This is a genomic window from Stenotrophomonas rhizophila, assembly GCF_003751305.1.
In the GTDB taxonomy this organism is placed as follows: domain Bacteria; phylum Pseudomonadota; class Gammaproteobacteria; order Xanthomonadales; family Xanthomonadaceae; genus Stenotrophomonas; species Stenotrophomonas rhizophila_B.
The window spans coordinates 166,008-191,358 of the sequence record NZ_RJKV01000002.1 but is presented as its reverse complement, the minus strand read 5'-3'; the positions used below and the strand labels follow the sequence as shown (position 1 = coordinate 191,358).

20 protein-coding genes and 1 tRNA gene are annotated in these 25,351 nt (G+C 67.5%); 13 read left to right on the top strand and 8 right to left on the bottom strand.

All coding sequences use genetic code 11. The annotated features are described in order from the left end of the window. Positions 1-16: 16 nt before the first annotated feature. From EDF74_RS18225 to ubiA, 3 genes are all read right to left on the bottom strand, one after another. Positions 17-160 (bottom strand): hypothetical protein, encoded by a 144-nt coding sequence (locus tag EDF74_RS18225; protein WP_179459806.1) that lies wholly within the window; start codon positions 158-160, stop codon positions 17-19. A 268-nt stretch (positions 161-428) separates the two neighbouring features. Beyond that, a complete protein-coding gene (locus tag EDF74_RS09460) occupies positions 429-1,820 on the bottom strand; it encodes a short-chain fatty acid transporter (RefSeq protein WP_428999169.1) in 1,392 nt (463 codons plus the stop codon). A 218-nt stretch (positions 1,821-2,038) separates the two neighbouring features. Then, the gene (gene ubiA / locus EDF74_RS09455) at positions 2,039-2,932 is read right to left on the bottom strand and encodes a 4-hydroxybenzoate octaprenyltransferase (protein ID WP_123729914.1); all 894 of its coding nucleotides are present in this window, start codon (positions 2,930-2,932) and stop codon (positions 2,039-2,041) included. 158 nt (positions 2,933-3,090) lie between these two features. Here ubiA and EDF74_RS09450 point away from each other — a divergent pair. The 3 genes from EDF74_RS09450 (at position 3,091) to EDF74_RS09440 (ending at position 4,435) form a co-directional block, all read left to right on the top strand. After that, a tRNA-Arg gene (locus EDF74_RS09450) sits at positions 3,091-3,167 on the top strand. 153 nt (positions 3,168-3,320) lie between these two features. Then, positions 3,321-4,025 (top strand): DUF433 domain-containing protein, encoded by a 705-nt coding sequence (locus EDF74_RS09445; RefSeq protein WP_123729913.1) that lies wholly within the window; start codon positions 3,321-3,323, stop codon positions 4,023-4,025. Then, complete coding sequence (locus EDF74_RS09440) at positions 4,022-4,435, top strand: DUF5615 family PIN-like protein (RefSeq protein WP_123729912.1); 414 nt, start codon at positions 4,022-4,024, stop codon at positions 4,433-4,435. Before EDF74_RS09445 ends, EDF74_RS09440 begins: the two co-directional genes overlap by 4 nt. A gap of 138 nt (positions 4,436-4,573) precedes the next feature. Here the strand turns inward: EDF74_RS09440 and EDF74_RS09435 are convergent, their stop codons facing one another. The 3 genes from EDF74_RS09435 to EDF74_RS09425 form a co-directional block, all read right to left on the bottom strand. Then, a complete protein-coding gene (locus tag EDF74_RS09435) occupies positions 4,574-5,929 on the bottom strand; it encodes a Gfo/Idh/MocA family protein (protein WP_123729911.1) in 1,356 nt (451 codons plus the stop codon). A gap of 53 nt (positions 5,930-5,982) precedes the next feature. Further along, positions 5,983-8,955 carry a TonB-dependent receptor plug domain-containing protein gene (locus EDF74_RS09430; RefSeq protein WP_123729910.1) on the bottom strand — a complete coding sequence of 991 codons (2,973 nt, stop codon included), beginning with the start codon at positions 8,953-8,955 and terminating at the stop codon, positions 5,983-5,985. A gap of 133 nt (positions 8,956-9,088) precedes the next feature. Continuing rightward, on the bottom strand, positions 9,089-12,448 hold the full coding sequence (locus tag EDF74_RS09425; RefSeq protein WP_123729909.1) for a TIM-barrel domain-containing protein: 3,360 nt from the start codon (positions 12,446-12,448) through the stop codon (positions 9,089-9,091). Between the two features lie 333 nt (positions 12,449-12,781). Here EDF74_RS09425 and EDF74_RS09420 point away from each other — a divergent pair, with 333 nt between their 5' ends. Genes EDF74_RS09420 through EDF74_RS09395 form a run of 6 tightly spaced genes read left to right on the top strand, consistent with a single transcriptional unit; the run spans position 12,782 to position 20,006 of the window. After that, complete coding sequence (locus EDF74_RS09420; RefSeq protein ID WP_123729908.1) at positions 12,782-13,939, top strand: SIS domain-containing protein; 1,158 nt, start codon at positions 12,782-12,784, stop codon at positions 13,937-13,939. Positions 13,940-13,945: 6 nt separating this feature from the next. Then, positions 13,946-14,872 carry an ROK family protein gene (locus tag EDF74_RS09415; protein WP_123729907.1) on the top strand — a complete coding sequence of 309 codons (927 nt, stop codon included), beginning with the start codon at positions 13,946-13,948 and terminating at the stop codon, positions 14,870-14,872. A 23-nt stretch (positions 14,873-14,895) separates the two neighbouring features. After that, positions 14,896-16,224: a D-tagatose-bisphosphate aldolase, class II, non-catalytic subunit gene (locus tag EDF74_RS09410; protein WP_123729906.1), complete on the top strand. Its 1,329-nt coding sequence runs from the start codon at positions 14,896-14,898 to the stop codon at positions 16,222-16,224. 34 nt (positions 16,225-16,258) lie between these two features. After that, positions 16,259-17,035, top strand: a complete 777-nt coding sequence (locus tag EDF74_RS09405; protein WP_123729905.1) for a DeoR family transcriptional regulator — start codon at positions 16,259-16,261, stop codon at positions 17,033-17,035. Further along, positions 17,032-18,147, top strand: a complete 1,116-nt coding sequence (gene nagA / locus EDF74_RS09400; protein WP_123729904.1) for an N-acetylglucosamine-6-phosphate deacetylase — start codon at positions 17,032-17,034, stop codon at positions 18,145-18,147. Before EDF74_RS09405 ends, nagA begins: the two co-directional genes overlap by 4 nt. A gap of 53 nt (positions 18,148-18,200) precedes the next feature. Beyond that, positions 18,201-20,006, top strand: coding sequence for an MFS transporter (locus EDF74_RS09395; RefSeq protein ID WP_123729903.1), 1,806 nt, complete (start codon positions 18,201-18,203; stop codon positions 20,004-20,006). A gap of 24 nt (positions 20,007-20,030) precedes the next feature. Here the strand turns inward: EDF74_RS09395 and EDF74_RS09390 are convergent, their stop codons facing one another. Together EDF74_RS09390 and EDF74_RS09385 are read right to left on the bottom strand one after the other, a co-directional pair. Continuing rightward, positions 20,031-20,531, bottom strand: a complete 501-nt coding sequence (locus EDF74_RS09390; protein WP_123729902.1) for a SecDF P1 head subdomain-containing protein — start codon at positions 20,529-20,531, stop codon at positions 20,031-20,033. An 82-nt stretch (positions 20,532-20,613) separates the two neighbouring features. Further along, on the bottom strand, positions 20,614-21,327 hold the full coding sequence (locus tag EDF74_RS09385) for a ComF family protein (RefSeq protein WP_123729901.1): 714 nt from the start codon (positions 21,325-21,327) through the stop codon (positions 20,614-20,616). A 70-nt stretch (positions 21,328-21,397) separates the two neighbouring features. On the opposite strand from EDF74_RS09385, the gene bioB reads away from it, so the two are divergent. From bioB to EDF74_RS09365, 4 genes are all read left to right on the top strand, one after another. Further along, positions 21,398-22,432, top strand: a complete 1,035-nt coding sequence (gene bioB, locus EDF74_RS09380) for a biotin synthase BioB (protein WP_123729900.1) — start codon at positions 21,398-21,400, stop codon at positions 22,430-22,432. A gap of 62 nt (positions 22,433-22,494) precedes the next feature. After that, the gene (bioF, locus tag EDF74_RS09375; protein ID WP_123730833.1) at positions 22,495-23,706 is read left to right on the top strand and encodes an 8-amino-7-oxononanoate synthase; all 1,212 of its coding nucleotides are present in this window, start codon (positions 22,495-22,497) and stop codon (positions 23,704-23,706) included. Between the two features lie 16 nt (positions 23,707-23,722). Next, complete coding sequence (bioH, locus tag EDF74_RS09370) at positions 23,723-24,484, top strand: pimeloyl-ACP methyl ester esterase BioH (RefSeq protein WP_123729899.1); 762 nt, start codon at positions 23,723-23,725, stop codon at positions 24,482-24,484. A 60-nt stretch (positions 24,485-24,544) separates the two neighbouring features. Continuing rightward, a complete protein-coding gene (locus EDF74_RS09365) occupies positions 24,545-25,327 on the top strand; it encodes an SDR family oxidoreductase (protein WP_123729898.1) in 783 nt (260 codons plus the stop codon). Positions 25,328-25,351: the final 24 nt, after the last annotated feature.

Below are 25,351 nucleotides of genomic sequence, written 5' to 3'. Positions count from 1 at the left end.
CAACAGCCGGCTGGGCTCACTCTTCCTCGTCCTGCTGGCCGCCCTGCTGCTGGTTCTGGTTGCGCTGCTGCTGTTCCTGCTGCTGTTGCTGCTGCTGGTCGCGACCGCGTTCCTGCTGTTCACCGCGCTGATTCGGGTTCTGCTGGTTCTGCTGAGCCATCTCGATTCTCCGGTTGCCGCAAACGGAATGTCGCGGTCGGGGCCATCCTCTGCAGCGGCAGGTTAACGACGTGTGCGGGTTTGCATACGAACACGTCAACGCATCCGCGCCGACGTCTTCCGCACTGTCAGGGCCCATGCAGCAGTAGGGGTTTCCCTGCTTATGAACGGTTCGAATTCCCTTATTCCACTGCCTTGCAAACCCCCTCGACGCGCCACTGAACAGGGCATGGTTGAGCCTGAGAGTGCAGATGACGCGCAGATGACGATCACGGCATCACCGGCGGCACGTAGGTCAGCGTCATGCCGAGCAGCCACAACAGGCCAAGCACCAGCGGGATGTGCACCAGCAGCTGTATGAAGGTGAAGCCGACGATGTCGCGGGCCTTCAGGCCGAGTACGCCCAGCAGCGGCAGCATCCAGAACGGGTTGATCAGGTTCGGCAGCGCCTCGGCCGCGTTGTAGACCTGCACCGCCCAGCCCAGGTGGGCCTTGAGTTCGTTGGCCGCCTGCATCACGTACGGCGCCTCAATGATCCACTTGCCGCCGCCGGAGGGCACGAAGAAGCCGAGCACCGCCGAGTAGACGCCCATCACCAGCGCGAAGGTGTCGGTGGTGGCGATGTGCACGAACAACGTGGAGAGGCGATGGGCGAGGGTCTCATCGCCACTGCCGGTGGCGTGGGTGAGGATCATCGCGATGCCGCCGTACAGCGGGAACTGGATCAGCACGCCGGTGGTGCTGGGGACGGCCTTGGCCACCGCGTTGAGGAAGCTGCGCGGGCGCCAGTGCAGCAGCAGGCCGAGCGAGATGAACAGGAAGTTGTAGGTGTTGAGGTTGGCGATGGCGGTGACCACCGGCTTGCTCGCGAACTCGCCGAACAGCCAGCCGAACGCGAGCAGCGAGAGCAGCACGGTCAGCAGCGGGCTGTACTCCAGCCACTCGCCGGGGCGGGTGCGCGGCTGCAGCGGCTCGGCCTCGGCGCGGGCGGCGCCTTCGAAGTCCTTGGCGGTGCGCGCGGTGGCGGCGCCGGGTGCGGTCAGCCAGGCAATCAGCAGCGACACCAGGATCAGTGCGGATGTCAGCGCGATCGACTGCCACAGGAAGATCGTCTCGGTGAAGGGCAGCACGCCGGTGATTTCCACCAGGCCGGGCGGCATGCTGGCCGGGTTGGCCTGCAGCTGGGCGGCCGAGGAGCTCAGGCCCATCGCCCAGACCGCGCCGAGGCCGAGGTAGGCCGAGGCACCGGCGGCGCGGTAGTCCATGTTGAGTGATTCACGACGGGCCAGCGCGCGCACCAGCAGCCCGCCGAACACCAGCGAGAAGCCCCAGCTGAGCAGCGAGGCGAGCATGCTGATCAGGCCGACATAGACCACCGCGCCACGGCCGGTCTTGGGCACACGGGCCAGCAGCTCGATGAAGCGCGCCACGATCGGTGCGGTCGCCACCGCATAGCCGCCGATGACCACGAAGGCCATCTGCATGGTGAAGGGGATCAGGCTCCAGAAGCCTTCACCGAATGCCGTGGCGGTGGCCTGCGGGGTCGCACCGAAGCCCATCGCGGCGGCCGCGACGATGACCACGCCGAGTACCGCGAACACGTAGGCGTCAGGGAACCATTTTTCCGCCCAGGCCGCCGAGCGCAGTGCCGCGCGCGCCATCCAGCCGTCCTGCACCACCGTCGACGTATTCATGGCCCCGCCCTCCCCGATCATTCAATGGGAGCGATTCTGGGCGTTGGGAACAGCGCTGTCAGTCGCCTAATGGTCGTAGTGCCGGGCGCTGCCCGGCTCTGCGAGGTGATCGGGAGCCGGCCAACGGCCGGCACTACCACTGCGCGCGTTACGGGTAGCACCCGACCGTTGGTCGGGTGGCCACCTCAGCGCAGCGCCAGCGATACCGCGATGCCGGCGAACAGCGCCGCACCTACCCAGTTGTTGTGCAGGAACGCCTTGAAGCACGGGTCGCGCTCGCGCTTGCGGGCGATCCAGAACTCGTAGGCGATCAGGCCGGCGGCCACGCCCACGCCGAGGCCGTAATAGACGCCCAGGCCGGCGCGCAGGCCGACCAGCGCCATCGTGGCCAGGAACAGCGCGTAGAGAATGCCTTGGATGACCAGGTCCAGATCCCCGAAGAGGATCGCGGTGGAATGCGAGCCCATCTTCAGGTCGTCATCGCGGTCGACCATGGCATACCAGGTGTCATACGCGGTGGACCACAGGATGTTGGCGCCGTACAGCAGCCAGCCAATGACCGGCACCTCGCCCTGCACCGCGGCGAAGGCCATGGGGATGCCCCAGCCGAAGGCCATGCCGAGATAGACCTGCGGCAGGTGGGTGTAGCGCTTGAGGTAGGGGTAGCTGGCGGCCAGGAACACGCCGATGAAGCTCATGCCGATGGTGAGCCAGTTCAGGGTCAGCACCAGGGCGAAGGCGACGATCATCAGCCCGGCGAACAGGGCCAGCGCCTCGCGGCCGGAGACAGCGCCGCTGGCCAGCGGGCGGTCCTTGGTGCGCTTGACGTGCGGGTCCAGCCAGCGGTCGGCGTAATCGTTGATCACACAGCCGGCCGAGCGGGTCAGCCAGACGCCGGCGGTGAACACGAACAGCGTCCACAGCGGCGGCGGCCCGCCGGAGGCCAGCCACAGCGCCCACCAGGTGGGCCAGAGCAGCAGCAGGGTGCCGATCGGGCGGTCGGCGCGCATCAGTTTCCAGTAGTGCCGCCAGCGCGACGGGGGCGCCGCCTCGGGCGCTTCAAAACGTTCGTAAGCCATCGGTAAAGGATACCGCCTGGGCTGGTCGGGCGCGCCGTCGCCGGGCACGTCGGTACAGGGGGCAGACCTGCGCGGCGTTTACGGATAGAATGCTCCTCCCGCGCCGCTTTGGCGGTCCGTGGCCCCATCAGGCGGCCCGGCGGGACGCAGGACACAACGCGCTCGTAGCTCAGCCGGATAGAGTAGTGGCTTCCGAAGCCATTGGTCGGGGGTTCGAATCCCTCCGGGCGCACCATCCTTGCCATGCTTTTGGCTGTGCGTGCCTGTCACAGACCTGCCACTCCCGAGGCCACCATAGCCAGCATTCCGTCGCATCGGTTGTGATGCGCACGTCCCACGTTGGGAATCAGGCACCTCCGTGCTGTCGGACATTGAGTAGACTCATCCCATGGGAACCGCTCTGCCAGCGCAGGAGACGTTCGGCCTCGGTCTGTACTCGTACGCCGATGCCGCACGGTTCATTGGTGGCAAACCAAGCGAGTTGCGCCGTTGGCTCAAGGGCTATTCAAGTCGTCAGGGCGAGTACAGCGCGGTGCACGCCCCACTCTGGCCACCACAATGGGCAGGTAGCGGAATTGACGGGATCGGGTTCCGCGATCTGATCGAACTTCGCTTTGTCCGGACCTTCGTCGCATGCGGCGTGCCGTTGAATCTTGTCCGGCGCACGATAGACGAACTGCACGAGCGGCTCGGCAAACAGTACCCGTTCACCAGCACCACGTTCAAAACTGACGGGCGCCGTATCTTCATGGAGCTGCTCGATGAGAGCGGTGATGCTGCACTGGTTGACGTCGTCAAGCGCCAAGACGTGATGAAGAAGATCATCGCGCCTTCGTTGCGTGAGGGCATCGAACTCAATGTCGATGACAAGGCAGCCCGTTGGTTCCCGATGAAGGGCTCGCGCGTCGTGGTCTTCGACCCGGAGCGTAGTTTCGGCCAACCCATCTTGGAGCAGTCTGGCGTGCCGACCATCGCCATCGTCGAAGCGCTGCGTGCCGCAGATGGCGATGAACATCGCGTTGCTCGCCTTTACGATGTTTCGCTGGCAGAAGTGCGCAAAGCCATTGCCTTCGAAAGGCAGGTAGCGCCTTGAAGGCGCAGATTGACGAGAACCTTCCGCCGGCTCTGGCCAGATCCATCGATTCCATTGCCCGCGTTGAAGGCCATGAAGTCGTACACGTTCGCGAGTTTGTGTCCAAAGGAACAAAGGACCTGGCGCTTTTCGACGAAGCCATTCGCCGGGGCATCTCCGTACACGTCACTCAGGATCATCATCACCGTCGTCCTGCAGAACGGGAAGCGATAGCGCGGCTGGGCCTGACCGTATTCGTACTGGCCAAAGGCTGGCAGACGCTGGGGCCTTACGATTTTGCGGCGAGGCTGCTGGAGTGGTGGCCCAAGATGATGCAGCTCGCGGAGCTCACCAGTGCCGGCTCGCTGTTCAAGATTCCGCATTTGCGAGCGTCGAGCGGTCGAATCAGTCCGATCAAGTCGACGCGATAGTCTGCTCGCCGTCCATTGCAAGGCCGCGCCCCTGCGCGGCACCGGCTCGGGTGCCGCACAGGCGATGCGACAAAGGATCGTCCGGTGGGGGATTACTGTGCAGTCCACGCGTAACAGGACGATGGCGGGCGATATCGCTCAGTACGTCCCATCAAACGCAAAGATCGGCTTGCGCTGGTTCCACAGGCCGGCGGTGAAATCCGGGAATTCCAGCGTCTGAAAACTGTTGGCGATGGACTGCTCCGACAGCGGCGTGATCGCGCTCCAGGTGACTGCATCGTAGATGTCGATCGGCATCGGTGCCTTGGCCTTGAGAGCCTCCACGAAGGCATGGATGACGAACCAGTCCATGCCGCCGTGGCCAGCGCTGGCGGCGGTCGCGGCGTGCTGCTTCCACAGCGGGTGCTCGTACTGGTCCTGATAGGCCTGGAACGGTTCCCACTTGTGCGGCGGGCTGCGCCCTTCGATGTGGATGGACTGGTTCACATCCATCCACAGGCCCTTGGTGCCCTGCACGCGGAACCCCATCGAGTACGGGCGCGGCAGCGAGGTATCGTGCTGCAGCAGGATGGTCTCGCCGTTTTCGCAGGCCAGGGTGGTGGTGACGATGTCGCCGAGCTTGAAGGCCACCTTGGTACTCGGGTGGGTGGTGCCACCGCTCTTGGCCACGGTGTACTCGTGCAGGCCACGCGCCTTGCTGGCGAACGCGTTGATATGGGTGAAGCGGTTCCCACGGTTGATGCCGGTGTACATCGCACACGGGCCGATGCCGTGGCTGGGGTACAGCTCACCGTTGCGCTGCACCGAATGCTCGGTGCGCCAGCGTGCTTCGGACCAGCCCTTGGCACCGAACTCCACGCCGCTGTCATACGGCTGGCTGGGGTCGCCGGAGTTGAACTTCACCCCGCGCAGGTCGTGCTGGTAGCCGCCCTGCAGGTGCACCAGTTCACCGAACAGGCCCTGGCGCACCATCTGCAGCGCCGCCATCACATCGCGGCGATAGCAGACGTTCTCCAGCAGCATGTAGGGCGTGCCGGTGGACAGCTGGGTCTTGAGCACGTCCCAATGGTCCTGCAGGGTGATGCCGGCGACCACTTCGCAGCCCACCGCGACCTTGGCCTGCATGGCCGCGATCGCCATCGGTGCGTGGTACTCCCAGGGCGTGGCGATGATCACGCCGTCCAGGCCGCGCTGCTCGATCAGCCGCTTCCAGGCGTTGACGTCGCCGTCCTGGCCGTACGCCTTGGGCGCCGGCTTGCCGGCCTTGGCGACCATGTCCATGCCGCGCTTGAGCATGATCGGCTCGATGTCGCACAGCGCGACCACCTCCACGTCATCGCGGCGGACCAGTTCCTTCAGCAACACCTGGCCGCGCATGCCAGTGCCGATCAGGCCCAGCCGTACCTTGCGACCGCGCGCCCAGGCAGGCGTGTTCGGCAGCAGGCTGGTGGCGGCGACGGCCGCGCTGGCGGCGATGAATTCTCTGCGTTTCATGGACAGTACCTCGTGTGAAGATCGCGCCGGCCAGGACCGGCGCGAGGGATGCATCAGAATTTGTAGCCGACGGTCAGACTGTAGCCGCGACCGAAGATGGTGGCGTAATCGCTGGAATCGCCGAGGAAGCTGTTCGGGTCATAGAACGGCAGGCGGTCGAACAGGTTCTTGATGGTGAATCCGACGTTCCAGTGGGCATCCGGACGCCAGGCCACGCTCAGGTTGGCGGTCCACCACGACGGGGCGCCATCGCACTTGCTCTGCTCCACCGGCAGGTAGCCGGCGGTGCAGGTCTGCGGGTTGTTGTCTTCCTCGTCGATCTGCTGCAGCGCCCATTTGGTGCCGCCCACGTAATTGACGAAGACGCTGGTGGTGACCTGCTTGTAGCTCCAGTCCGCGTTCAACGTAGCGCGCAGGCGCGGGTTGTTGTAGTAGCCGACCAGGTCGCCGTAGTACCAGCCGCTTTCATCATCCAGGTAGGAACGGTTGCGGTTGGCGATGGTGGCGGCCACGCCGATGTTGAGGTTGCCCCACTCGCCCAGCGAGAAGCGGCTGCGTGCATCGATGTCGAAGCCGTCGATCAGGGTCTTGCCACGGTTCTTGTACTGGCCCACCACGCTGGCCACGTTGCCCACGCTGTAGCCGGGCAGCGTGCCGGGACAGGCGACGCCGCTGGCCGGGTCGGCGCACATCGCCGCCAGCGCGGCCAGGTTGGCGCGGTCGCTTTCGGTGATCGGCGAACGGGTGGAAGAGATGATGTCTTCGTCGCGGGTGAAATCCGGGGCGACGATTTCATTGCTGCGGTAGATGAACCAGTAATCGGCCGACACCGACAACCACTGCGTCGGCTCGTAGACGAAGCCGAGCGTGGTGATCTTGGCCTTCTCCGGCTTCAGATCCGGGTTGGGCTGGGTCATGCGCGCCACGGTGCGGCTGCAGTCGGTATTGAGCAGCGTACTGCCGAGGTCGACATCCCCCCCGCGCTGCGACTGCAACAGCAGGTTGGCGATGGCGTTGGTCTCGTTGCAACGCACTTCATCGCGGTAGCCGCCCAGCTGGGCGAACACGCCGCCGTTGCCGGACTCGGCCAGGCTGGGGGCGCGGAAGCCGGTGGAGTAAGTGCCGCGCAGCATCAGCTGATCGAACATCTGGTACTTCAGGCCGATCTTCGGGGCCAGGTTGGCGCTGAAGTCCGGATATTTGTCCACGCGCAGTGCGGCGTCCAGTTCCAGCTTCTCGTTGAGCGGCGCCACCGTCTCGGCGAACAGCGCATAGGTATTGCGCTTGCCGTCGAACCACGAGCCACCCTGCTGGGTGATCAGGCCGTTGGCCGCGTCCGGGTTGCCGGGCGTGTAGAAGGTCTCGCGGCTGGCGTTGAAGCCGAAGGCCGCACGCACTTCGCCGGCCGGCATCTGGAACAGCGGACCTTCGATCTTGCCGTCCAGGGTATGCAGGCGCGTCCAGGACTGGATGTCGAAGGTCGGGAATGCTTCACGGATCAGGGCGGCGTTGGCCTCGCTGATCTCACCGAATTTGTACGCCGGGTGATCGGAAATGATCACGCGGCCGGTGCCCGGATCGACAGAATACGGGCCGAAGGCCTTCTCGAAGCCGGCCAGGTTGACGTTGGTGGTCTGGTAGGTGACCGAGTGGCTGCCGGCGGTGGCGAACGCGGTTTCCCAGTTCCAGTCGCCGATGTCACCGCGCATTCCGGCCACCACGCGGTAGCTCTGATCGGTGTTGCGCTGGCCGAAGTGGTTGGCACCCACGTCCTGCAGCAGGTACTGCAGGCCAACCACGCCGCCCATCAGTGCCTTCAGTTCGGGCGAGGCATTGTTGTATTCGTTGTTCGGGCCCAGGTACGGATACAGGAACTGGTTGACCGTGGTGCCGGTGTTGCGCGAGAACCAGCTGGTCGGGTTGCCGGTGGTGGTGCCGTAGGCGCGCGGCGTACCGCCGTTGGCGGTCAGGTCGATGTCGGTGTAGGTCGCCTCGGCGAAGGCTTCGGTGCTGTCACCGATCAGGAAGTGGGCGTTGACGTACGCCGTGTTGCGCTCGGACTTGGCGCCGGCGTCGATCTCGTTGTTCATCCACGTCTCCCAGATACAGCGCGGGCCGGCCGCTTCGCTGGTGAGCACGTTGTTGCAGCCTGGCGCGGCTTCCTGCACGCGGCGGCCGGTGACCGGATCGAAGGCGAAGTAGCTGCCCGGGTTGAACTCGCCCGGCTTGCTGCCGGTGCCCAGGCGCAGGTTGGGAAGGTAGTTGGGGTTGTTGACGTAGTACTGGTCGGGCCGCTTGTCGTAGAAGTCGCTCAGCGGGATCGCATCGCGCCGGTACAGATTGACCGAGGCGTAGACGTTGTAGCGGTCTTCATCCAGATCGCCGAAGCCGGCGGTGATGCTGCCCTGGTGTTCACCGTAGGAGCTGATCCGCGAAGACTTGTCCGTGGTGAGGTTGATCTCCGCGCCCTGGTAGGAGCGTTTGGTGATCACGTTGATCACGCCGGCCACCGCATCGGTACCGTACACCGCCGAGGCGCCGTCGGTCAGCACTTCCATGCGTTCGATCGCTGCGGCGGGGATCGCATCGATGTTGACGAACTGGGTCTGGAAGCCGGCCGGCGCGCCGTAGTAGGACAGGCGGCGGCCATTGAGCAGCACCAGCGTGCCCTGCGCGCCGAGGCCACGCAGGTTGGCCTGCGAGGCGCCGTCCGAGCCGGTGAACAGTGAGCGCGAGTCCTGCTGGCCCGGGCGTGCGGCCGGCAGGTTGTCGAGCACCTGCAGCAGGGTGCGCGCGCCCATGTTCTCGATGTCCTGCTTGCTGATCACCTGCACCGGCGAGGCGGTTTCCACATCACTGCGGCGGATGTTGGAGCCGGTCACCTCGATGCGCGACAGCTCGGTGGCTTTGGTATCCGGCGTTGCGTCCTGGGCGCTGGCACTGCCGACCACCGCGACGGCCAGGCCGAGTGCGATGGACAAGGGGGTGGCGGTGATGCGGCGATGGCGATGGCGTTCGGTCAACATCTTTGGCTCCTTGTTCGATCCGCAGCGTGGGGCTGGCGGTGGATGGGTGTTTTCGGGCAAACGTCCCCCGTGCCGCGGCCAGACGGCCGCAGACGGGAAACGGGAGAGAGCGGTGTTTCGAAAGGCGGTTCGGTTACGGCGACACGATGCTGGCGGTATCGCCCTCCTGTCCGATCAGGGCGGCATTGGCCCAGTTGCCACAGACCTGCGCGGGGTGATCGCCCTGCGCCCCGAGCGTGCGCAGGCTCAGCCGCTGCAGGCCGCGCACGTCCAGCTCCGGTTTGACCACGCCGGGTGCATTGACCAGGCCGCTGTCGTACAGCAGCCGACCGTCACCCCACACCTGGAACTGCATACCGCCCGCGGTGCGGCACTGATCATCGATCCCCAGATCGGCGCGCAGCAGGCGCCAGCCGCCGCCCAGCTGCAGATCGATCCGGCTGCTGGCGTTGACGCCCAGGCCGCGGCGGAAATGCAGCCCGTTCATGCGCATCTCCGTCTGGCCACCGAAGGCGTGGTCGGCAGCGACGCTGGCCTTCAGCGGGGCCGGCATGGGCAGCGTGGAGAGATACAACTGCTGCGCCGGGCCTTCCGGCTGCGGATGCTCCAGCACGTGGAAGGTGGACAGCACGATCGGGCCGACATCGCGCGGCTGCAGCGCATCCACCGCACGCGCCACGCTGCCCTGCGCAGCGGTCACCATCGGGTCGGCACCGCTGGCACCGTCGCCTTCCGGGTTCTGCGTGCTGAGCACGCGGAAGCGCAGCAGGCGGCCGGCATGGGCGGGGAAATCGATCTGCTGCACGCCTTGCTGCAGGGTCAGGCGGCCGCGCTTGATCGGCTCACCCCATTCGCCGTTGCTGTCGGCCATGTAGATTTCGTAATCGCGGATCTGCCCACTCTTCCAGTGCTGGTCGTTGCGCGGCGCCAGTTCGATGCCGTCGATCAGCTTGCGTTCGCCGAAGCCCAGCACCCACTCGTGCGCACCGGTCTTGACCGCCTGGTTGCGCACGGTGCGGAACCACGTGGCCGGATCATCGTCGAAGGCCTTCTCCATCTCGTAGCCCTGCTCCTCGGCCGGGCGGTTGACCACCAGCAGGCTGTCGGAGGGCAGCGCGCGGCCCAGTTCCGGTGCGGCCGGGAAAGCATCGTCGGCCGGTGCGGCGGCGATCGGCAGCTCCAGCTGCAGTGCGAGCGGCTGGCGGATGTCGGTCGGTGCGGTGCGCACGTGCAGGGTGCCTCGGCGCTCGGTCGCGTCGAAGTACCAGCCTTCGTTGGCGCCCTTCCAGTCTGCCTGGTCGGCCAGCATCGGCAGCGCACGGCCGTCCAGCATCACTGCGGCGGGACGCTGGCGGCTGAGCACGCGCAGCGCATAACGGCGCTGCGGCAGCTGGCCGGCGTACTGGCCCTGCACCGCCTCGATGCGCACCTGCACCGCGCCAGTCCCCTGTGCCGGGGCCTGCACCGTGATCGCCTGCGTGCTGGATTCGCCCTTCTCATAGCGGCGGGTGGCGCCATCATCTTCGTACAGCGTGTACTGCGAGGTGCCCTGCGGGTACAGATCGAAGGTCACTTCATCCAGCGGCTTCTCACCGTCGTAGAGCATCGCCGGGTACATCGGGATGATCGCCCCGGCGCGCACGAACACCGGGATCGTGGCCAGATCGACCGGACGATCCAGCGAACGCCCCTCGGCGCCGGCCTGCAGCTGGCGGCCATCCCAGTAGTCGATCCAGCGGCCCTGCGGCAGGTGGATGTCGCGACGCCAGCCACGGCTCGCGGCCTGGCTGCGGTACACCGGCGCGATCAGCAGCTCGCGGCCGAGCAGGAACTGGTACTTGTGTGCTTCGGTGTACGCCTGCGGATCCTGCGGGTAATCCCACATCAGCGCGCGCAGCAGCGGGGCACCGCTGGTCGCCGCGTCATGCGCCAGCCCGTACATGTACGGGGTCATGCGCATTTTCAGCTTGAGGTAATCGCGGTTGACGCTGCGGTACGGCTCATCGAACCACCACGGGTGCTTGCGCGCATTGCCGGACCAGCCGGACATGCCCATCAGCACAGGGGTGAAGCTCTTCCACTGCAGGTCACGGGTGAAGGTCTCGGCGCTGCCGCCGAAGATCGCGTCCACATCGCCACTGGCGTAGGCCATGCCGGACAGGCCCGAGCCGATCAGGGTCGGGATGTGCCAGCGGATGTAATCCCAGCTGCTGCTCTGGTCGCCGGTCCAGGCCACCGCGTAACGCTGGATGCCACCCCAGCCCATCACCGTCCACAGGAACGGGCGCGAGTCGGAGTTGTTCAGGATGCCGTTGAAGGCGGATTGGTTGGCGTCCATCGCGAACTGGTAGCCCTTGCCGGTCCAGGCCACGTCCAGCTTCTGCACGCGGCTGCCCGCAGTACCGACTTCCCAGGCGATCTTGTCGACGCCGTTCTCGGTCCACAGGCCGGTCTTGAAGCCGTACTTGGCCAGGCCCTGCACGGTCTCGGGCAAGTTCTTGTAGCCGCAGCCGTAGCCATCGTTGGGCAGGATCCAGCCGCCGGGCATGTCGTGGTCGCGGTACTGCCGGGCCACGCTGTCGACGACATCCGGCGTGGTGCCGGTCGGGCCGTCGCTCCAGCCTTCGGGCACGCTGCCGGGCTTCTTGATGTTGTCGCCGTCGTTGTAGCAGTCAGCGTCGCCATAGGAGAACGCCCAGCGCGGCAGCAGTCCGGCGCGGCCGGTCAGCGTGGTGTAGCGGTCCAGCAGGGTGTGCAGGCTGGGCCCGACGAAGTAGTACGCATCGAAGCGGTCTTCGCGGTGAAGCAGCGTAGCCTGGTCGGCCTGGCGCAGATCATAGGTGCCGTCGCTCCACGTGTTGCGCAGCATGCCCCAGCCCCGCGAGCTCAGCAGCATCGGCGCCGGGTTGGGGCGATCGCCTTCTTCCCAGCCACCGGAGTACGACACCTCCAGTTCGCGGCCCTTGAACTCGAAGCGACCGTTCTGCTGGCCGCCGCCGTAGAAGTGCTCATCGCCTTCGCTGGAGAGCACCTGCACGCTCTGGTCCTTGTCCAGATCCAGCGGCTGCAGTTCGTGCCACAACGCGACATCACGTTCGCCCTCGCGGCGATCCAGCGACAGACGCAGTGGCTGGCGCTGGATGCGCAGCACCAGGGCGTCGGTACGGATACGCACCTCGTTGCCATCTTCTTCCACCTCGAAGGCGACCTTCGCGGGCGGCTGCGGCAGCACGATCGGGGCAGCCTTGTCACCGGCATCGGTCAGCGTGCCGTTGCGGCCGGCGCGCACACGCAGCACGTCATCGCGCAGCAACTCCACGCGCAGCGTGGCGCCGGTATCGGTGCTGAGTGTCCAGCCGGCGGTGCCGTCTTTGGCGGGGGCAGCGGTGATCGCACGCAGGTTGCCCACCGGCGCCGCGTTGGCAGTGGCAGCCAGAGCCACTGCGGTGAGCAGTGCGATCGTCAGACCAGTGCGTCGAAACCGGAAGTCCACCTTGCCCCCAAGCCCGCGGTCAGCGGGAAACTGAAACCAGTGCGGCCGACTCTAGGGCAGGGTCTCGAAAGATGTCAACAAATTGCAAAGAAAAAGGAAGGATATTTTGCTATAAACGAAAGATGCGGCAGCGTGGCACTTTCCAAATGCCACCTGAATGCGCGTTTGTGATCGTCTGAAACCTTGGTGCAGCGCGGAATTCATAACGAGGAGCCGGCATCGGCCTTCGGGTGAAAGACAAAAACTGTGACCCACCGACCTTTTCTTTATCTTTCGCTATTTGACATTTCGAAAGAAAACGCACAAGGTGCGGTCGCCCAACAGGAATTGCGAATGGACGCTTCTCTGCTCCCTGATTTGCCCACGTGGCAGCGCCTCGGTGGCGCCAATACCGCCGAAGAAATCGCCCAGCAGCCCCGCGTGTGGGCTGCGCTGGCCAGCCTGCTGGAGGCCGCGCAGGCGCGCGTCGATGGCTTCCTCGGGCAGGCCCTGCACGATCCCAACCAGTTGGTGATCTTCACCGGCGCCGGCAGCTCGGGCTTCATCGCCGAGATGGTGGCCGACCAGATCAATGCGCAGTGGCCTGCCGAGGTCCGTGCCGTGCATACCACCAGCCTGCTGACCCATCCGGCGCTGTACCTGCGCCGCGACCGCCCGACCCTGCTGGTGTCGTTCGGGCGCAGCGGCTCCAGCCCGGAGAGCGTGGCCGCGGTCGATCTGGTCCGCGACCAGGTGGAGCACGCGCGCTTCGTGGATATCACCTGCAATGCCGAGGGCGAACTCGCCACGCGTGGCCACGGCCGCAGCGATACGTTGTCGCTGCTGATGCCACCGGCCAGCTGTGATCGCGCCTTCGCCATGACCAGCAGCCTGAGCTGCATGCTGCTGGCCGCGCTGAGTGCGTTCGACAGCGCCCCGTGGGAAGCGCGGCTGGAGCGTCTTCGCACGTTGGCCAGCCATGGCGAGCGTGCGCTGGATGCCTGGGATGCCGCGGTGGTCACCCTCGCCCAGGCGCCGTATTCGCGCGTCATCTATCTCGGCAGCGGCCCACTCGAAGCGGTCGCCCGCGAGGCCGCGCTGAAGGTGCTCGAACTCACCGCCGGCCGCGTGCTGGCGCTGGCCAATACGCCGCTGGGGTTCCGCCATGGGCCCAAGTCCACCCTCAACGGCGAGACCCTGGTGGTGATGCTGCGCAGCGCACAGCCGCTGGCCCGCCGCTACGAGCAGGACCTGTTGAACGAACTGCGCCGCGATGGCATCGCCGGGCGGGTGCTGTCGATCGGGTCGGACGACGCGGACCGCGCCGACGGCGATTTCGTGCTCGATGCGCCCGCGCTGCCCGATCCGTGGCTGGCCCCGCTGTGGCTGCTGGTGCCGCAGTGCTATGCGCTGCAGCGTTCGGCCGCGCTCGGCATGACCCCGGACAATCCCTTCCCCGACGGCACGGTCAACCGTGTGGTGCAGGGCGTGACCATCCACCCCCACGGCTGAGCACGCATGCAGACCTGGTACGGGATCGACATCGGCGGCACCAAGATCGAACTGGTCGCGTGCGACGCCACGTTGAGCGTGCACCACCGCCAACGCGTGGCGACGCCGACCCGCGACTACGCCGCGTTCCTGCAGGCGATCGTCGATCTGGTCGACGCGGCCGATGCCGCACTCGGCCAGCGCGGCCTGGGGGTCGGCATCGGCCTGCCCGGCGTGCGTGATCGCGTCAGCGGCCGCCAGCTCAGTGCCAACGTGCCCAGCCTGACCGGGCAGACGGTCGGTGCGGACCTGCAGGCACGCCTGCAGCGCCCGCTGGAGCTGGGCAATGACCTGCAGTGTTTTGCTTTGTCCGAAGCCCATGACGGCGCCGCCGCCGGCTACCCCAGCATGTTCGGAGCGATCCTCGGCACGGGGGCGGGCGGTGGCTTCTGTGTCGGCGGCCGGCTGATCGCCGGTCACAACGGCATCGCCGGCGAGTGGGGCCACTGGAGCCTGCCGGCCACGCTGCAGCAGCGCCACGATCTGCCCGTGCTGGACTGCGGCTGCGGCCTGCGCGGCTGCCTGGAGCGTTACGTGTCCGGCAGCGGCCTGGCGATGATCCATGAACGCCGTGGCGGCGACGCGCTCGATGCCGCCGAGGTGGTCGCACGCGCCCAGGCCAGTGATGCCATCGCGCAGCAGGCCCTGATCATCCACCGCGACCTGCTCGGCTACAGCTTCGCCAGCCTGATCCTTGCGCTGGACCCACACGTGATCGTGCTCGGCGGTGGGCTCTCCAAGCTGGAGCAGCTGTACCGCGATCTGCCGGCCGCGATCGCGCCCTACCTGTTCGCCGGTGTGCGGGTGCCCCCGATCCTGCCGCCCACCTTCGGCGACGCCGGCGGTGCGCGGGGCGCCGCCCTGCTCGCGCGCCAGCACCACCCTTCCCCCTGAACACCGCTGTTACTGGAGTTGCCATGTCCGCCGTCCAATCGTTGATCGCCGCCCACCGCCAGGGCCACCCCGTCGGGCTGTACAGCGTCTGCTGCAGCAACGCGCAGGTGTTGCTGGCGGCGATGCAGGTCGCGCAGCGCTACGACACCCTGCTGCTGATCGAGGCGACCTCCAACCAGGTCGATCAGTTCGGCGGTTACACCGGCATGACCCCGCCGCAGTACCGCGACTACGTGCTGCAGCTGGCGCGCGATGCCGGTTTCCCGGCCGAGCGGCTGGTGCTCGGTGGCGACCACCTCGGTCCCAACGCCTGGCAGAAGGGCCCGGCAGACGCCGCAATGGCAAACGCGCGCGAACTGATCGCCGCCTATGTCGCCGCCGGTTTCCACAAGATCCACCTGGACTGCAGCATGTCCTGCGCCGATGACCCGACCCCGTTGCCGGATGCCATCGTCGCGGCGCGCTCGGCCGAGCTGGCGCGCATCGCCGAGCGCACGGCCGCCGAGCACGGGCTGCCGCCACCGGTCTACGTGATCGGCACCGAGGTACCGATTCCCGGCGGTGAAGCCTCGCTGGCCGGCGGCCTGCAGGTCACGACGCCGGCGGCCGCAGCGACCACGTTGGCAATTCACCGCGAGGCGTTCTCCGCCCCGGACCTGTTGCCGGCCTGGGAGCGCGTGATCGCGATGGTGGTGCAGCCTGGCGTGGATTTCGACCACAGCAGCGTGCACTACTACGATCCGGCCGCCGCCGCCGACCTCTCGGCCTTCGTCGAACGGCAGCCGGGCATCGTGTTCGAAGCGCACTCCACCGATTACCAGACCGAAGCCGGTCTGCACGCGCTGGTCCGCGATCACTTCGCGATCCTGAAAGTCGGCCCGGCGGCGACCTACGCCTTCCGCGAGGCGGTGTTCGCGCTGGCGATGATCGAGCGCGAACTGCTGCCCGCCGCGCAATGCTCGCATCTGATCGAGGTACTGGACCGCTGCATGGTCGACGCACCGGGCAGCTGGCGCAGCTACTACCAGGGTGACGAGCACGAACTGCGCCTGCTGCGCGCGTATTCGCTCAGCGACCGCAGCCGCTATTACTGGGGCGAGCCGGCGGTACAGGCGGCACTGGACACGCTGGTCGCCAATCTCACCGCGCACGCGCCGCCGCAGATGCTGCTCAGCCAGTTCATGCCCGAACAGCTCAAGGCGATCGAGGCCGGTGAGCTGCGGCCGGCGCCGTTGGCGCTGATCCAGCACAAGGTGGCGCTGCGCCTGGCCGAGTATGCCCGGGCCTGCAATCGCAACCGCTCAGGGGCGGATAACGAAACCCGGCAGGCCAAGGAGCTTTCGGAACGGTAAGCTTCGGCTTTCCCTTTCGAACGGAATCGCCCCCATGCGAAACACCCGGCAGCGCCGCCAACAGATCCTCCAGACCCTGGTCGAGCACGGCAACGTGCAGGTCAGTGAGCTGGTGGCGCGCTTTGCGGTCTCGGCGGTCACCATCCGCGCCGACCTGACCCACATCGAATCGCAGGGGCTGGCCACGCGCACCCACGGGGGCGCGACGCTGGTGCGCACGCCGCCGCAGGAACAGGACATCCATGAAAAGGACGCCCTGAACCTGCCGATGAAGGACCGCATCGGCATCGAGGCGGCCAAGCTGGTCAAGGCCGGCGACAACATCATCATCGACTCCGGCTCGACCACGATGACCCTGGCGCGGCACCTGCGCGGGCATCGCGACGTCACGGTGATGACCAACGGGCTCAACATCGCCTGGGAGCTGGCCAACGCGCCCGGCGTGGAGCTGCTGCTCACCGGCGGGCTGCTGCGCAAGCAGTCGCTCTCGCTGCATGGCAGCCAGGCTGAGGCGAGCCTCAACACCTACAGCTTCGACACCCTGTTCCTGGGCGTGGATGGCCTGGACCTGCAGTTCGGCCTGACCACCCACCATGAGGCCGAAGCCAGCCTCAACCACCGCATGGTCGAGCGCGCGCGCCGCATCGTGGTGCTGACCGACGCCTCCAAGTTCGGCCGGGTCAGCCTGCACCGCATCGCACGGCTGGACCAGGTCCATACCATCATCACCGACGGCAGCATCGAGCCCGAGTACCTGGAAGGGCTCCAGCGGCTGGGCGTCGAAGTGATCATCGCCGAGTCCCCGCCTTGACCGAGTCCCGCTCCCTGCACGGCCGCCTGCTCACCGACACCGGTTGGGTCCGCGGCGATCTCCATTTCGATCAACGCATCACCGCGATCGATACCGCGCACGCCGATCCGCGCGTCGACGATGAGGTGCCGCTGATCCTGCCCGGCTTCATCGACCTGCATGTGCATGGCGGCGCCGGGGTGGACATCATGCAGGGCGGCACGACCGCGCAGACGGTGGCACGTGCGCATGCCCGGCACGGCACCACCGCGCTGCTGGGCACCACCATGACCGCGCAGGAGGACGACATCACGTGCGCGCTCCGGGGCCTTTCCGCTGCGATCGCCACGCGCGAACCCGGCATGGCCCGCGTGCTGGGCGTGCACCTGGAAGGCCCCTTCATCAGTGCGCAGCGCTTGGGCGCGCAGCCACCGCTGGTGGTCGAGGCCACGCTGGCCGACGTGCAGCGCCTGCATGCGATCGCACCGATCAAGGTGCTTACCCTTGCGCCGGAGATCGGCCATCACCTGGCGCTGATTCCCGCGCTGAGTGCGCTCGGCATCCGCGTGCAGCTCGGCCACAGTGCCGGCAGCTACGAAGACGGCGTGGCCGCATTGAACGCCGGTGCGGCCGGGTTCACCCATCTGTTCAATGGCATGACCGGCGTGGATCACTATCACCCGGGCATCGCGACCGCTGCACTGGCGCATGCGCAGTACGCCGAACTCATTCCCGATCTGCAGCACGTGCATCCCGGCGCGATCCGCACCGCCCTGCGCGCGATCCCGCGTTTGTACTGCGTCACCGATGCGACTGCCGCCACCGGCATGCCCGATGGCGAGTACGCGCTTGGCGTACAGCGCGTGCACAAATGCCTGGGCTGCGTGCGCTTGTCGAGCGGCTCGCTGGCCGGCAGTGCGCTGACCATGGACCAGGCGCTGCGCAATCTGGTCTCGCTCGGCCTGGACATCGCCGATGCCTCCCACCGGCTGTCGCGCTATCCGGCCGACTACCTCGGCATCGACGACCGCGGCCGCATCGCGACCGGTGCCTGGGCGGACCTGGTGGTACTCGACCACGACCTGCGCGTGCGTGGCGCGGTGGTGGAAGGCGATGACATCGCGCTCGACTGAGCGTTGACCCCCGCGCCGCCATGGCGCACGCACTTGCAGACAGGACCGGCACGATGAACGACGTTTCCGCAGCCATGCCCGTGCACGCAGGCGCCTCCGCGCCACGCTGGCCGGTACGCTATCTGTTGTTCATCGGCGGCATGGGGGGGCTGCTCTACGGCATCGACATCGGCATCATCGCCGGCGCCCTGCCCTATCTGGAGGCCACCGCCACCGCGAGTTGGCACCTGACCAGCCAGCAGCTGGGCTTCGTGGTGGCCGCGGTGCTGCTGGGCAGTGTGCTGTCTTCGCTGTTTGCCGGGATGGTCGCCGACCTGATCGGCCGCCGTGGCGCGATGCTGCTGGCCGGCGTGCTGTTTACCGCGAGCATTCCGGTGATGGCCCTGTCCGATGGCTATGGCGCGCTGTTGATGGGGCGCCTGCTGCAGGGCATCAGCGGCGGGCTGATCGGCGTGGTGGTGCCGCTGTATCTGGCCGAAGTGCTCAGCCCGGAACGACGTGGGCGTGGCGCGGCGATGTTCCAGCTGCTGCTGACCATTGGTCTGGTGCTGGCTGCGGTGATCGGGCTGTACCACGCCCACGCCGTGGATGCCGCGACCGCCGCGGTGCGCCATCTGCCCGGTGCGGAGCAGCAGCGCCTGCTGTTCGACGTCAAGGACCATGCCTGGCGCACCATTTTCTGGAGCTGTCTGCTGCCAGGCCTGGTGTTTACCGGGGGCGTGCTGCTGATCAGTGAATCCCCGCGCTGGCTGGTGCGCCGTGGCCGCATCGACAAAGCCCGCCACGCCCTGCAGCGTACCGTCGCCGCGGACGAGGTCGAGCCGACGCTGCAGCGCATGCAGGCCCCCGAAGAGATGCAGATCGGCCGCAACGGCAAGCGCGACCCGCTGCTCAGCCGCCGCTATGTGTGGCCCTTCGTGCTGGCCTGCCTGGTGCTGGCCTTCACCCAGGCCACCGGCATCAACTCGGTGCTGGCCTACGCAGTCAACATCCTCAACCAGGCCGGCCTGCCCGGCTCGGTGGCCAACGGCGCCGATGTGGCGATCAAGCTGCTCAACGCGGTGATGACCGTGGTCGCGCTGGTGCTGGTGGACCGCAAGGGGCGCAAGTTCCTGCTCATGTTGGGCAGTGGTGGCATCACGCTGTCGCTGCTGGCCGCTGCACTGTTGTTCGTGCAGAGCGAACGCGGGCGGCTGGACGTGCAGGCCGCGCTGCAGCAGCAGGTGAGCGGCACCACCCTGTCGCTGCCGCTGGATGCCGCGCAATGGCAGCGGCTGGATGGCAACGCCGGCACCGCACCGCAGCAGCTGACCGTGTCGTATGCCTACGGCGGCTTCAGCAACGTGCGCTCACTGCGCAGCGACAACCCGATCGATGCCACGCTGCAGATCCGCCGCGAGGACGCGGTCTCGGCCGACAGCGTGATCGGCCGCTTCTTCCGCACGCTCCACCTCAACCCGTTCCCGGACCCGGCGCAGGCCGCCAACGCGCCGCTGGTGATCGAGCGTGCGGTGATCGGCCCGGTGCCCTCGCCCACCCACGGCTGGCTGGTCGCCGGCTGCATTCTGCTGTTCGTCGCGTTCTTCGCGGTGGGCCCGGGCGTGTGCGTGTGGCTGGCGCTGTCCGAGCTGATGCCCACCCGCATCCGCTCCAACGGCATGAGCATCGCGCTGCTGATCAACCAGTTCGTCTCCACCGTGATCGCCGCGATCTTCCTGCCCACGGTCGGCCATCATGGCTACGCCAGCATGTTCTTCTTCTGGGCCGGCTGTACGTTGCTGTACTTCCTGATCGCCGCGTTCTGGCTGCCGGAGACCAAGGGCAAATCGCTGGAGCAGATCGAGGCGAATTTCCGCTGAACGGTCCGCAGCCCGACGCAGGGCTCAGGGTGCCTTGCCTGTGATCTCCCTATACAGCCGGTGGGCTTCTTCCGTGCTGTCCAGCCCGCTCACCTGCATGGACTGCGCGAAGGGGCCGGCGATGACGGCGACATTGAGGACCTGATCGCCGACGGTAAATGCCACACGCTTGGCTACGCGCGCTTCCGTGGCCGCGAGGATGCGCGGTGCGGCTGCGTCGGTGAAGCGCAGGATCAGGGTTCCGTGGCCGGTGTGGCCGTCGGTCCCCACGGCCACCGAGGCGATGTCGGCCGTCGTGATGAAGGCGGGCTCGATCAGGGACAGCGCGTTGCCGTCGCGGTCCTTGAGCGTCGTGGCGCCGGGGCGCTTGGCATCCTCGGCCACCTCACGCATCTGGATACCCGCCTGCGCCAGCGGTGCGACGCCCGCCGGCGTCTCGATCGCCGCCGGTGCAGGAGGTGGCGGGGTGCAGCCGCTGAGGCCCGCCCCCAGTGCCATCGTCATGATCAACAGACTGCTGCGCATGCGTGTTTCTCCATGAGTAGATGACGTCAGTATCGCTGCTGTGCGCACTCAGCGCGGCGGCAACTACGCCAATCGGCTGCGCTTACGGCACCCGCGCACAGACCCAGACCTGCATCGGGCCGGCACCGGCATACTGCAGCGCGCGCAGCGCGGCATCGGTGGTGGCTCCGGTGGTCATCACATCGTCGACCACGGTCAGCCCGGCAGGTGGATGGCCGCGTACGGTGAATGCATCGCGCAGATTGCAGCGCCGGGCATCCGCGTCCAGATTCGATTGCGCTGCGGTTTCACGGGTGCGCTGCAGGCCCTGCCAGAGTGGACAGCACAGCCCGCGCGCCAGCGGCTTGCTCAGTTCCAGCGCCTGGTTGTAACCGCGCTGGCGCAACCGGCGGCGGTGCAGTGGCATCGGCTGCAGCGGCCCGGCCAGAAACGGCGGCACGCGCTGCAGCATCAGTTGTGAGAGCAGCCGGCCGGCGGCCAGGTCCTGGTGGAATTTGAACCGGATCAGCAACCGGTCGATCGGCGGCGCGTAGAGGAACGCGGCACTGGCCGCCGCCTGGCGGGGGTACTCGTCCACGCAGCGCTCGCAGTGATCCCCTGCTGCATCACCGGGGTCGGTCGTCGCCAACGGCAGCGCACAGCGACGGCAGGCGCGGTCGTTCCACGGTAGCGCCTGATGACAGGCGCGGCACAGGTCCATCCCGTCTTCGCCCGGGCACTCGCAGACCAGGCAGCGCAGCGGCAGGATCTGCCAGCCAAGCCAACCGAGTACTCCGTAAACTTTCGAAAAGACCATATGGTTGACAGAAGAGGGCTGCCTCACCAGACTGCCGCCCTTTCGTTCCACTATCTGTCAGGACACTCCCATGGCTTCTGTCATCCGACACGACTGGCACCGCGAGGAGTTGCTGGCCCTGTTCGCGCTGCCGTTCCCGGACCTGCTGCACCGCGCGGCCAGCGTGCACCGCGAGCAGTTCGACCCGGCGGAAGTGCAGGTCTCGACCCTGCTGTCGGTCAAGACCGGCGGCTGCCCGGAAGACTGCGCGTACTGCCCGCAGGCGCAGCGCTACAGCACCGGGGTGGACGCACAGAAGCTGATGGCCACCGACGACGTGGTCGCCAAGGCCCGCCAGGCCAAGGCGGCGGGCGCCTCCCGGTTCTGCATGGGTGCGGCCTGGCGCTCGCCCAAAGACCGCGACATCCCCAAGGTGGCGGCGATGATCCGCGAGGTGAAAGCACTCGGCCTGGAGACCTGCGCCACGCTGGGCATGCTCAGCGGCGCGCAGGCCACCGCCCTGCGCGAGGCCGGGCTGGACTACTACAACCACAACCTGGATACCGCGCCGGACTACTACGATTCGATCATCCACACGCGCCAGTACCAGGACCGCCTGGACACGCTGGCGCACGTGCGCGATGCCGGGCTGAAGACCTGCTGCGGTGGCATCGTCGGCATGGGTGAGACGCGAGAACACCGCGCCGGCCTGCTGCTGGCGCTGGCCACCCTGCCGGCCCATCCGGATTCAGTGCCGATCAACCGCCTGGTGCAGGTCGCCGGCACACCGTTGCACGGCACCGCCGAGCTGGATCCCTTCGAGTTCGTGCGGATGATCGCGGTGGCCCGCATCGTGATGCCACGGGCGATGGTGCGGCTCTCGGCCGGGCGCGAGGCGATGAGCGATGAGCTGCAGGCGCTGTGCTTCCTGGCCGGGGCCAATTCCATCTTCTACGGCGAAAAGCTGCTGACCACCGGCAACCCGGACACCGAACGCGATCTGGCCCTGTTCGAACGGCTGGGCCTGCGCCCGATGCCGGTCACGGTGGACGCCGCCGGGCACGACCACCCGGGCACGGTCCACGCCGACATCACCGCCGGACGCAGCTGCGGGCAGGCGGCCTGAGCCCCGAGCAGCGGGCCCGGCAACCGGGTACGCTAACGGCCCACCCGGACCCCCTGATGACCATGGCCCGTCCTGACCTGCACGACCGCATCCAGGCCCAGCGCAAGCTCCGCGACGCGCAGGGGCGCCTTCGCGTGCGCCGCATGGTGAGCCGGCGCGATGGTGTGCAGCTGGAAGTGGACGGCCAATGGCTGACCAACTTCTGCAGCAATGACTATCTGGGTCTGTCGCAGCAGTTCGGCGTGGTCAGCGCATTGCAGGATGCCGCTGCGCGCGAAGGTGCCGGCGCGACCGCCTCGCACCTGATCTGCGGCCACCATGCCCTGCATGAAGCGCTCGAACAGGAGATGGCCGACTGGCTCGGCTATCCGCGGGCGCTGCTGTTCGGCAGTGGCTTTGCCGCCAACCTTGCCGTGCAGCAGGCGCTGCTCAGCGAAGAAGACGATGTCTGCGTGCAGGACCGGCTCAACCACGCCAGCCTGCTCGATGCCACGCGCCTGGCCGGTTGCCGCCTGCGTCGTTATCCGCATCTGGATACCGAAGGCGCGCTGCGCCAACTCAAGCACGCGCCCAACGGCGCGGCGATGCTGGCCACCGACGGCGTCTTCAGCATGGACGGCGACATCGCCCCGCTGCGGTCGTTGTCGCTGGTGGCGCGCATGCAGGAAGCGCTGCTGTACGTCGATGACGCGCACGGCATCGGCGTGGTCGGTGAACACGGCCGCGGCTGCGTGGCCGATGCGGGCCTGGGCGTCAATGATGTGCCGCTGCAGCTGGCCACGCTCGGCAAGGCGCTCGGCGGCAGCGGCGCGGTCGTGCTCGGTGACGAGGCGATGATCCAGCACCTGGCCGAAACCGCGCGCCCCTACATCTACACCACCGCCGTACCGCCGGCGCAGGCGGCCGCCGCCCTGGCCGCGGTGAAGCTGGCGCGCCGCGACGACTGGCGCCGCGAAAAGCTCACCGAACTGATCGGCATCTTCCGCACCGGTGCGCGCCAGCACGGCCTGGAATTGATGCCGTCCGATACCCCGATCCAGCCGCTGCTGTGCGGCGCCGAGTCGACGGTGATGGGCATGTCGGCCGCGCTGGAAGCCGCCGGTTTCCTGGTCAGCGCGATCCGGCCGCCGACCGTACCGGAGGGCAAGGCACGCCTGCGGGTGACACTGTCGGCGCTGCATGCACCCGCACAGGTCCGCGCCCTGGTCGATGCGATCGCGCATGCCCGCGATACCGTGGTGCAGCAGCAAGCACTCAGCGCGCTGACCGCGTGACACCGCAGCGTTGAGCATGCATATCGAGGTCATCGGCCAGGGCCCGGCGCTGGTTCTCATCCACGGCTGGGCCCTGCACGGCGGCGTGTTCGCACCGTTGGTGGAGCGCCTGTCGGCGCACTTCCAGCTGCACCTGGTGGACCTGCCCGGCCACGGCGCCAGCCGCGATGACACCACGCCGCTGCGCCTGCCGCATGTGGTCAACGCCATTGCCGCGGCCACGCCGCCGGCGGTCTGGTGCGGCTGGTCGCTCGGGGGTCTGTTCGCGCTGCATGCTGCCGCGACCCTGCCCCAGGTGCGTGCGCTGGCGATGATCGCCGCCACGCCGCGTTTCGTGCGCGGCGAGGACTGGCCGCATGCGGTGGAACCGGCGGTGTTCGAGCAGTTTGGCCAGGATCTCGCGCAGGACTACCGCGGCACGCTGGAGCGCTTTCTCGCGCTGGATGCGATGGGCTCCGAACACGCCCGTCAGGAACTGCGCACGCTGCGCGAGATGCTGGTCGCGCGCGGCGAGCCCGCCCCTCGTGCGTTGCAGGAAGGCTTGCGCCTGCTGGAGAACACCGATCTGCGCGGCGCCCTGGCCCGGCTGGGCAAGCCCAGCCTGTGGCTGGCCGGCCAGCGCGACCGGCTGGTCTCGGCGCGGGCCATGCAGGCTGCTGCCGCGCTGGCGCCGGGCGCGCAGGCGCATGTGATCGCCCAGGGCGGGCATGCCCCCTTCCTCGGCCATACCGATGAGGTGGCCGCGCAGCTGCAACACTTTGTTGCCGCGCAGCCTTGACCTGTTCCGGCCGCGCATCACCGATCATGTACGCCTGCCTTTCCCCACAGGACTGACCCCATGGATCTTGGAATCGCCGGCCGCTGGGCCCTGGTCTGCGCCGCCAGCAAAGGCCTCGGGCTGGGCTGTGCACGCGCCCTCGCCCGCGAAGGCGTCAACGTGGTGATCGCCGCGCGCGGTCAATCGGACCTGGAACACGCCGTGCTCGAACTGCAGGCCCTGCCGGGCGCACGCCGGGTGATCGGCGTGGTTGCCGACATCACCACCCCGGAGGGACGTGCCGCCGCGCTGGCCGCCTGCCCGCAGGTCGACATTCTGGTCAACAACGCGGGGGGCCCGCCGGCGGGCGATTTCCGCCAGTTCACCCGCGAAGACTGGATCGCCGCACTGGATGCCAACATGCTGGCTCCGATCGAGCTGATCCGCGCCACGGTGGATGGCATGATCGAGCGTGGCTTCGGCCGCGTGGTCAACATCACCTCCTCCTCGGTGAAGGCCCCGATCGACATCCTCGGGCTGTCCAACGGCGCACGCTCCGGGCTGACCGGGTTCGTGGCCGGGCTGGCACGCAAGACCGTCGCCCACAATGTCACCCTCAACAATCTGCTGCCGGGCCAGTTCGATACTGATCGCCTGCGCGGCAACTTCGCGTATCTGGCCCAGCAGCAGGGCATCGATGCCGGCCAGCTCGCCGAGCGCAAACGCACGCATATTCCCGCCGGCCGCTTTGGCACCGCCGATGAGTTCGGTGCCGCCTGCGCCTTCCTGTGCAGCGCACAGGCCGGCTACATCACCGGGCAGAACCTGCTGATCGATGGCGGCGCCTACCCGGGCACCTTCTGAGTCCACCCGCACCACCGTTTTGAG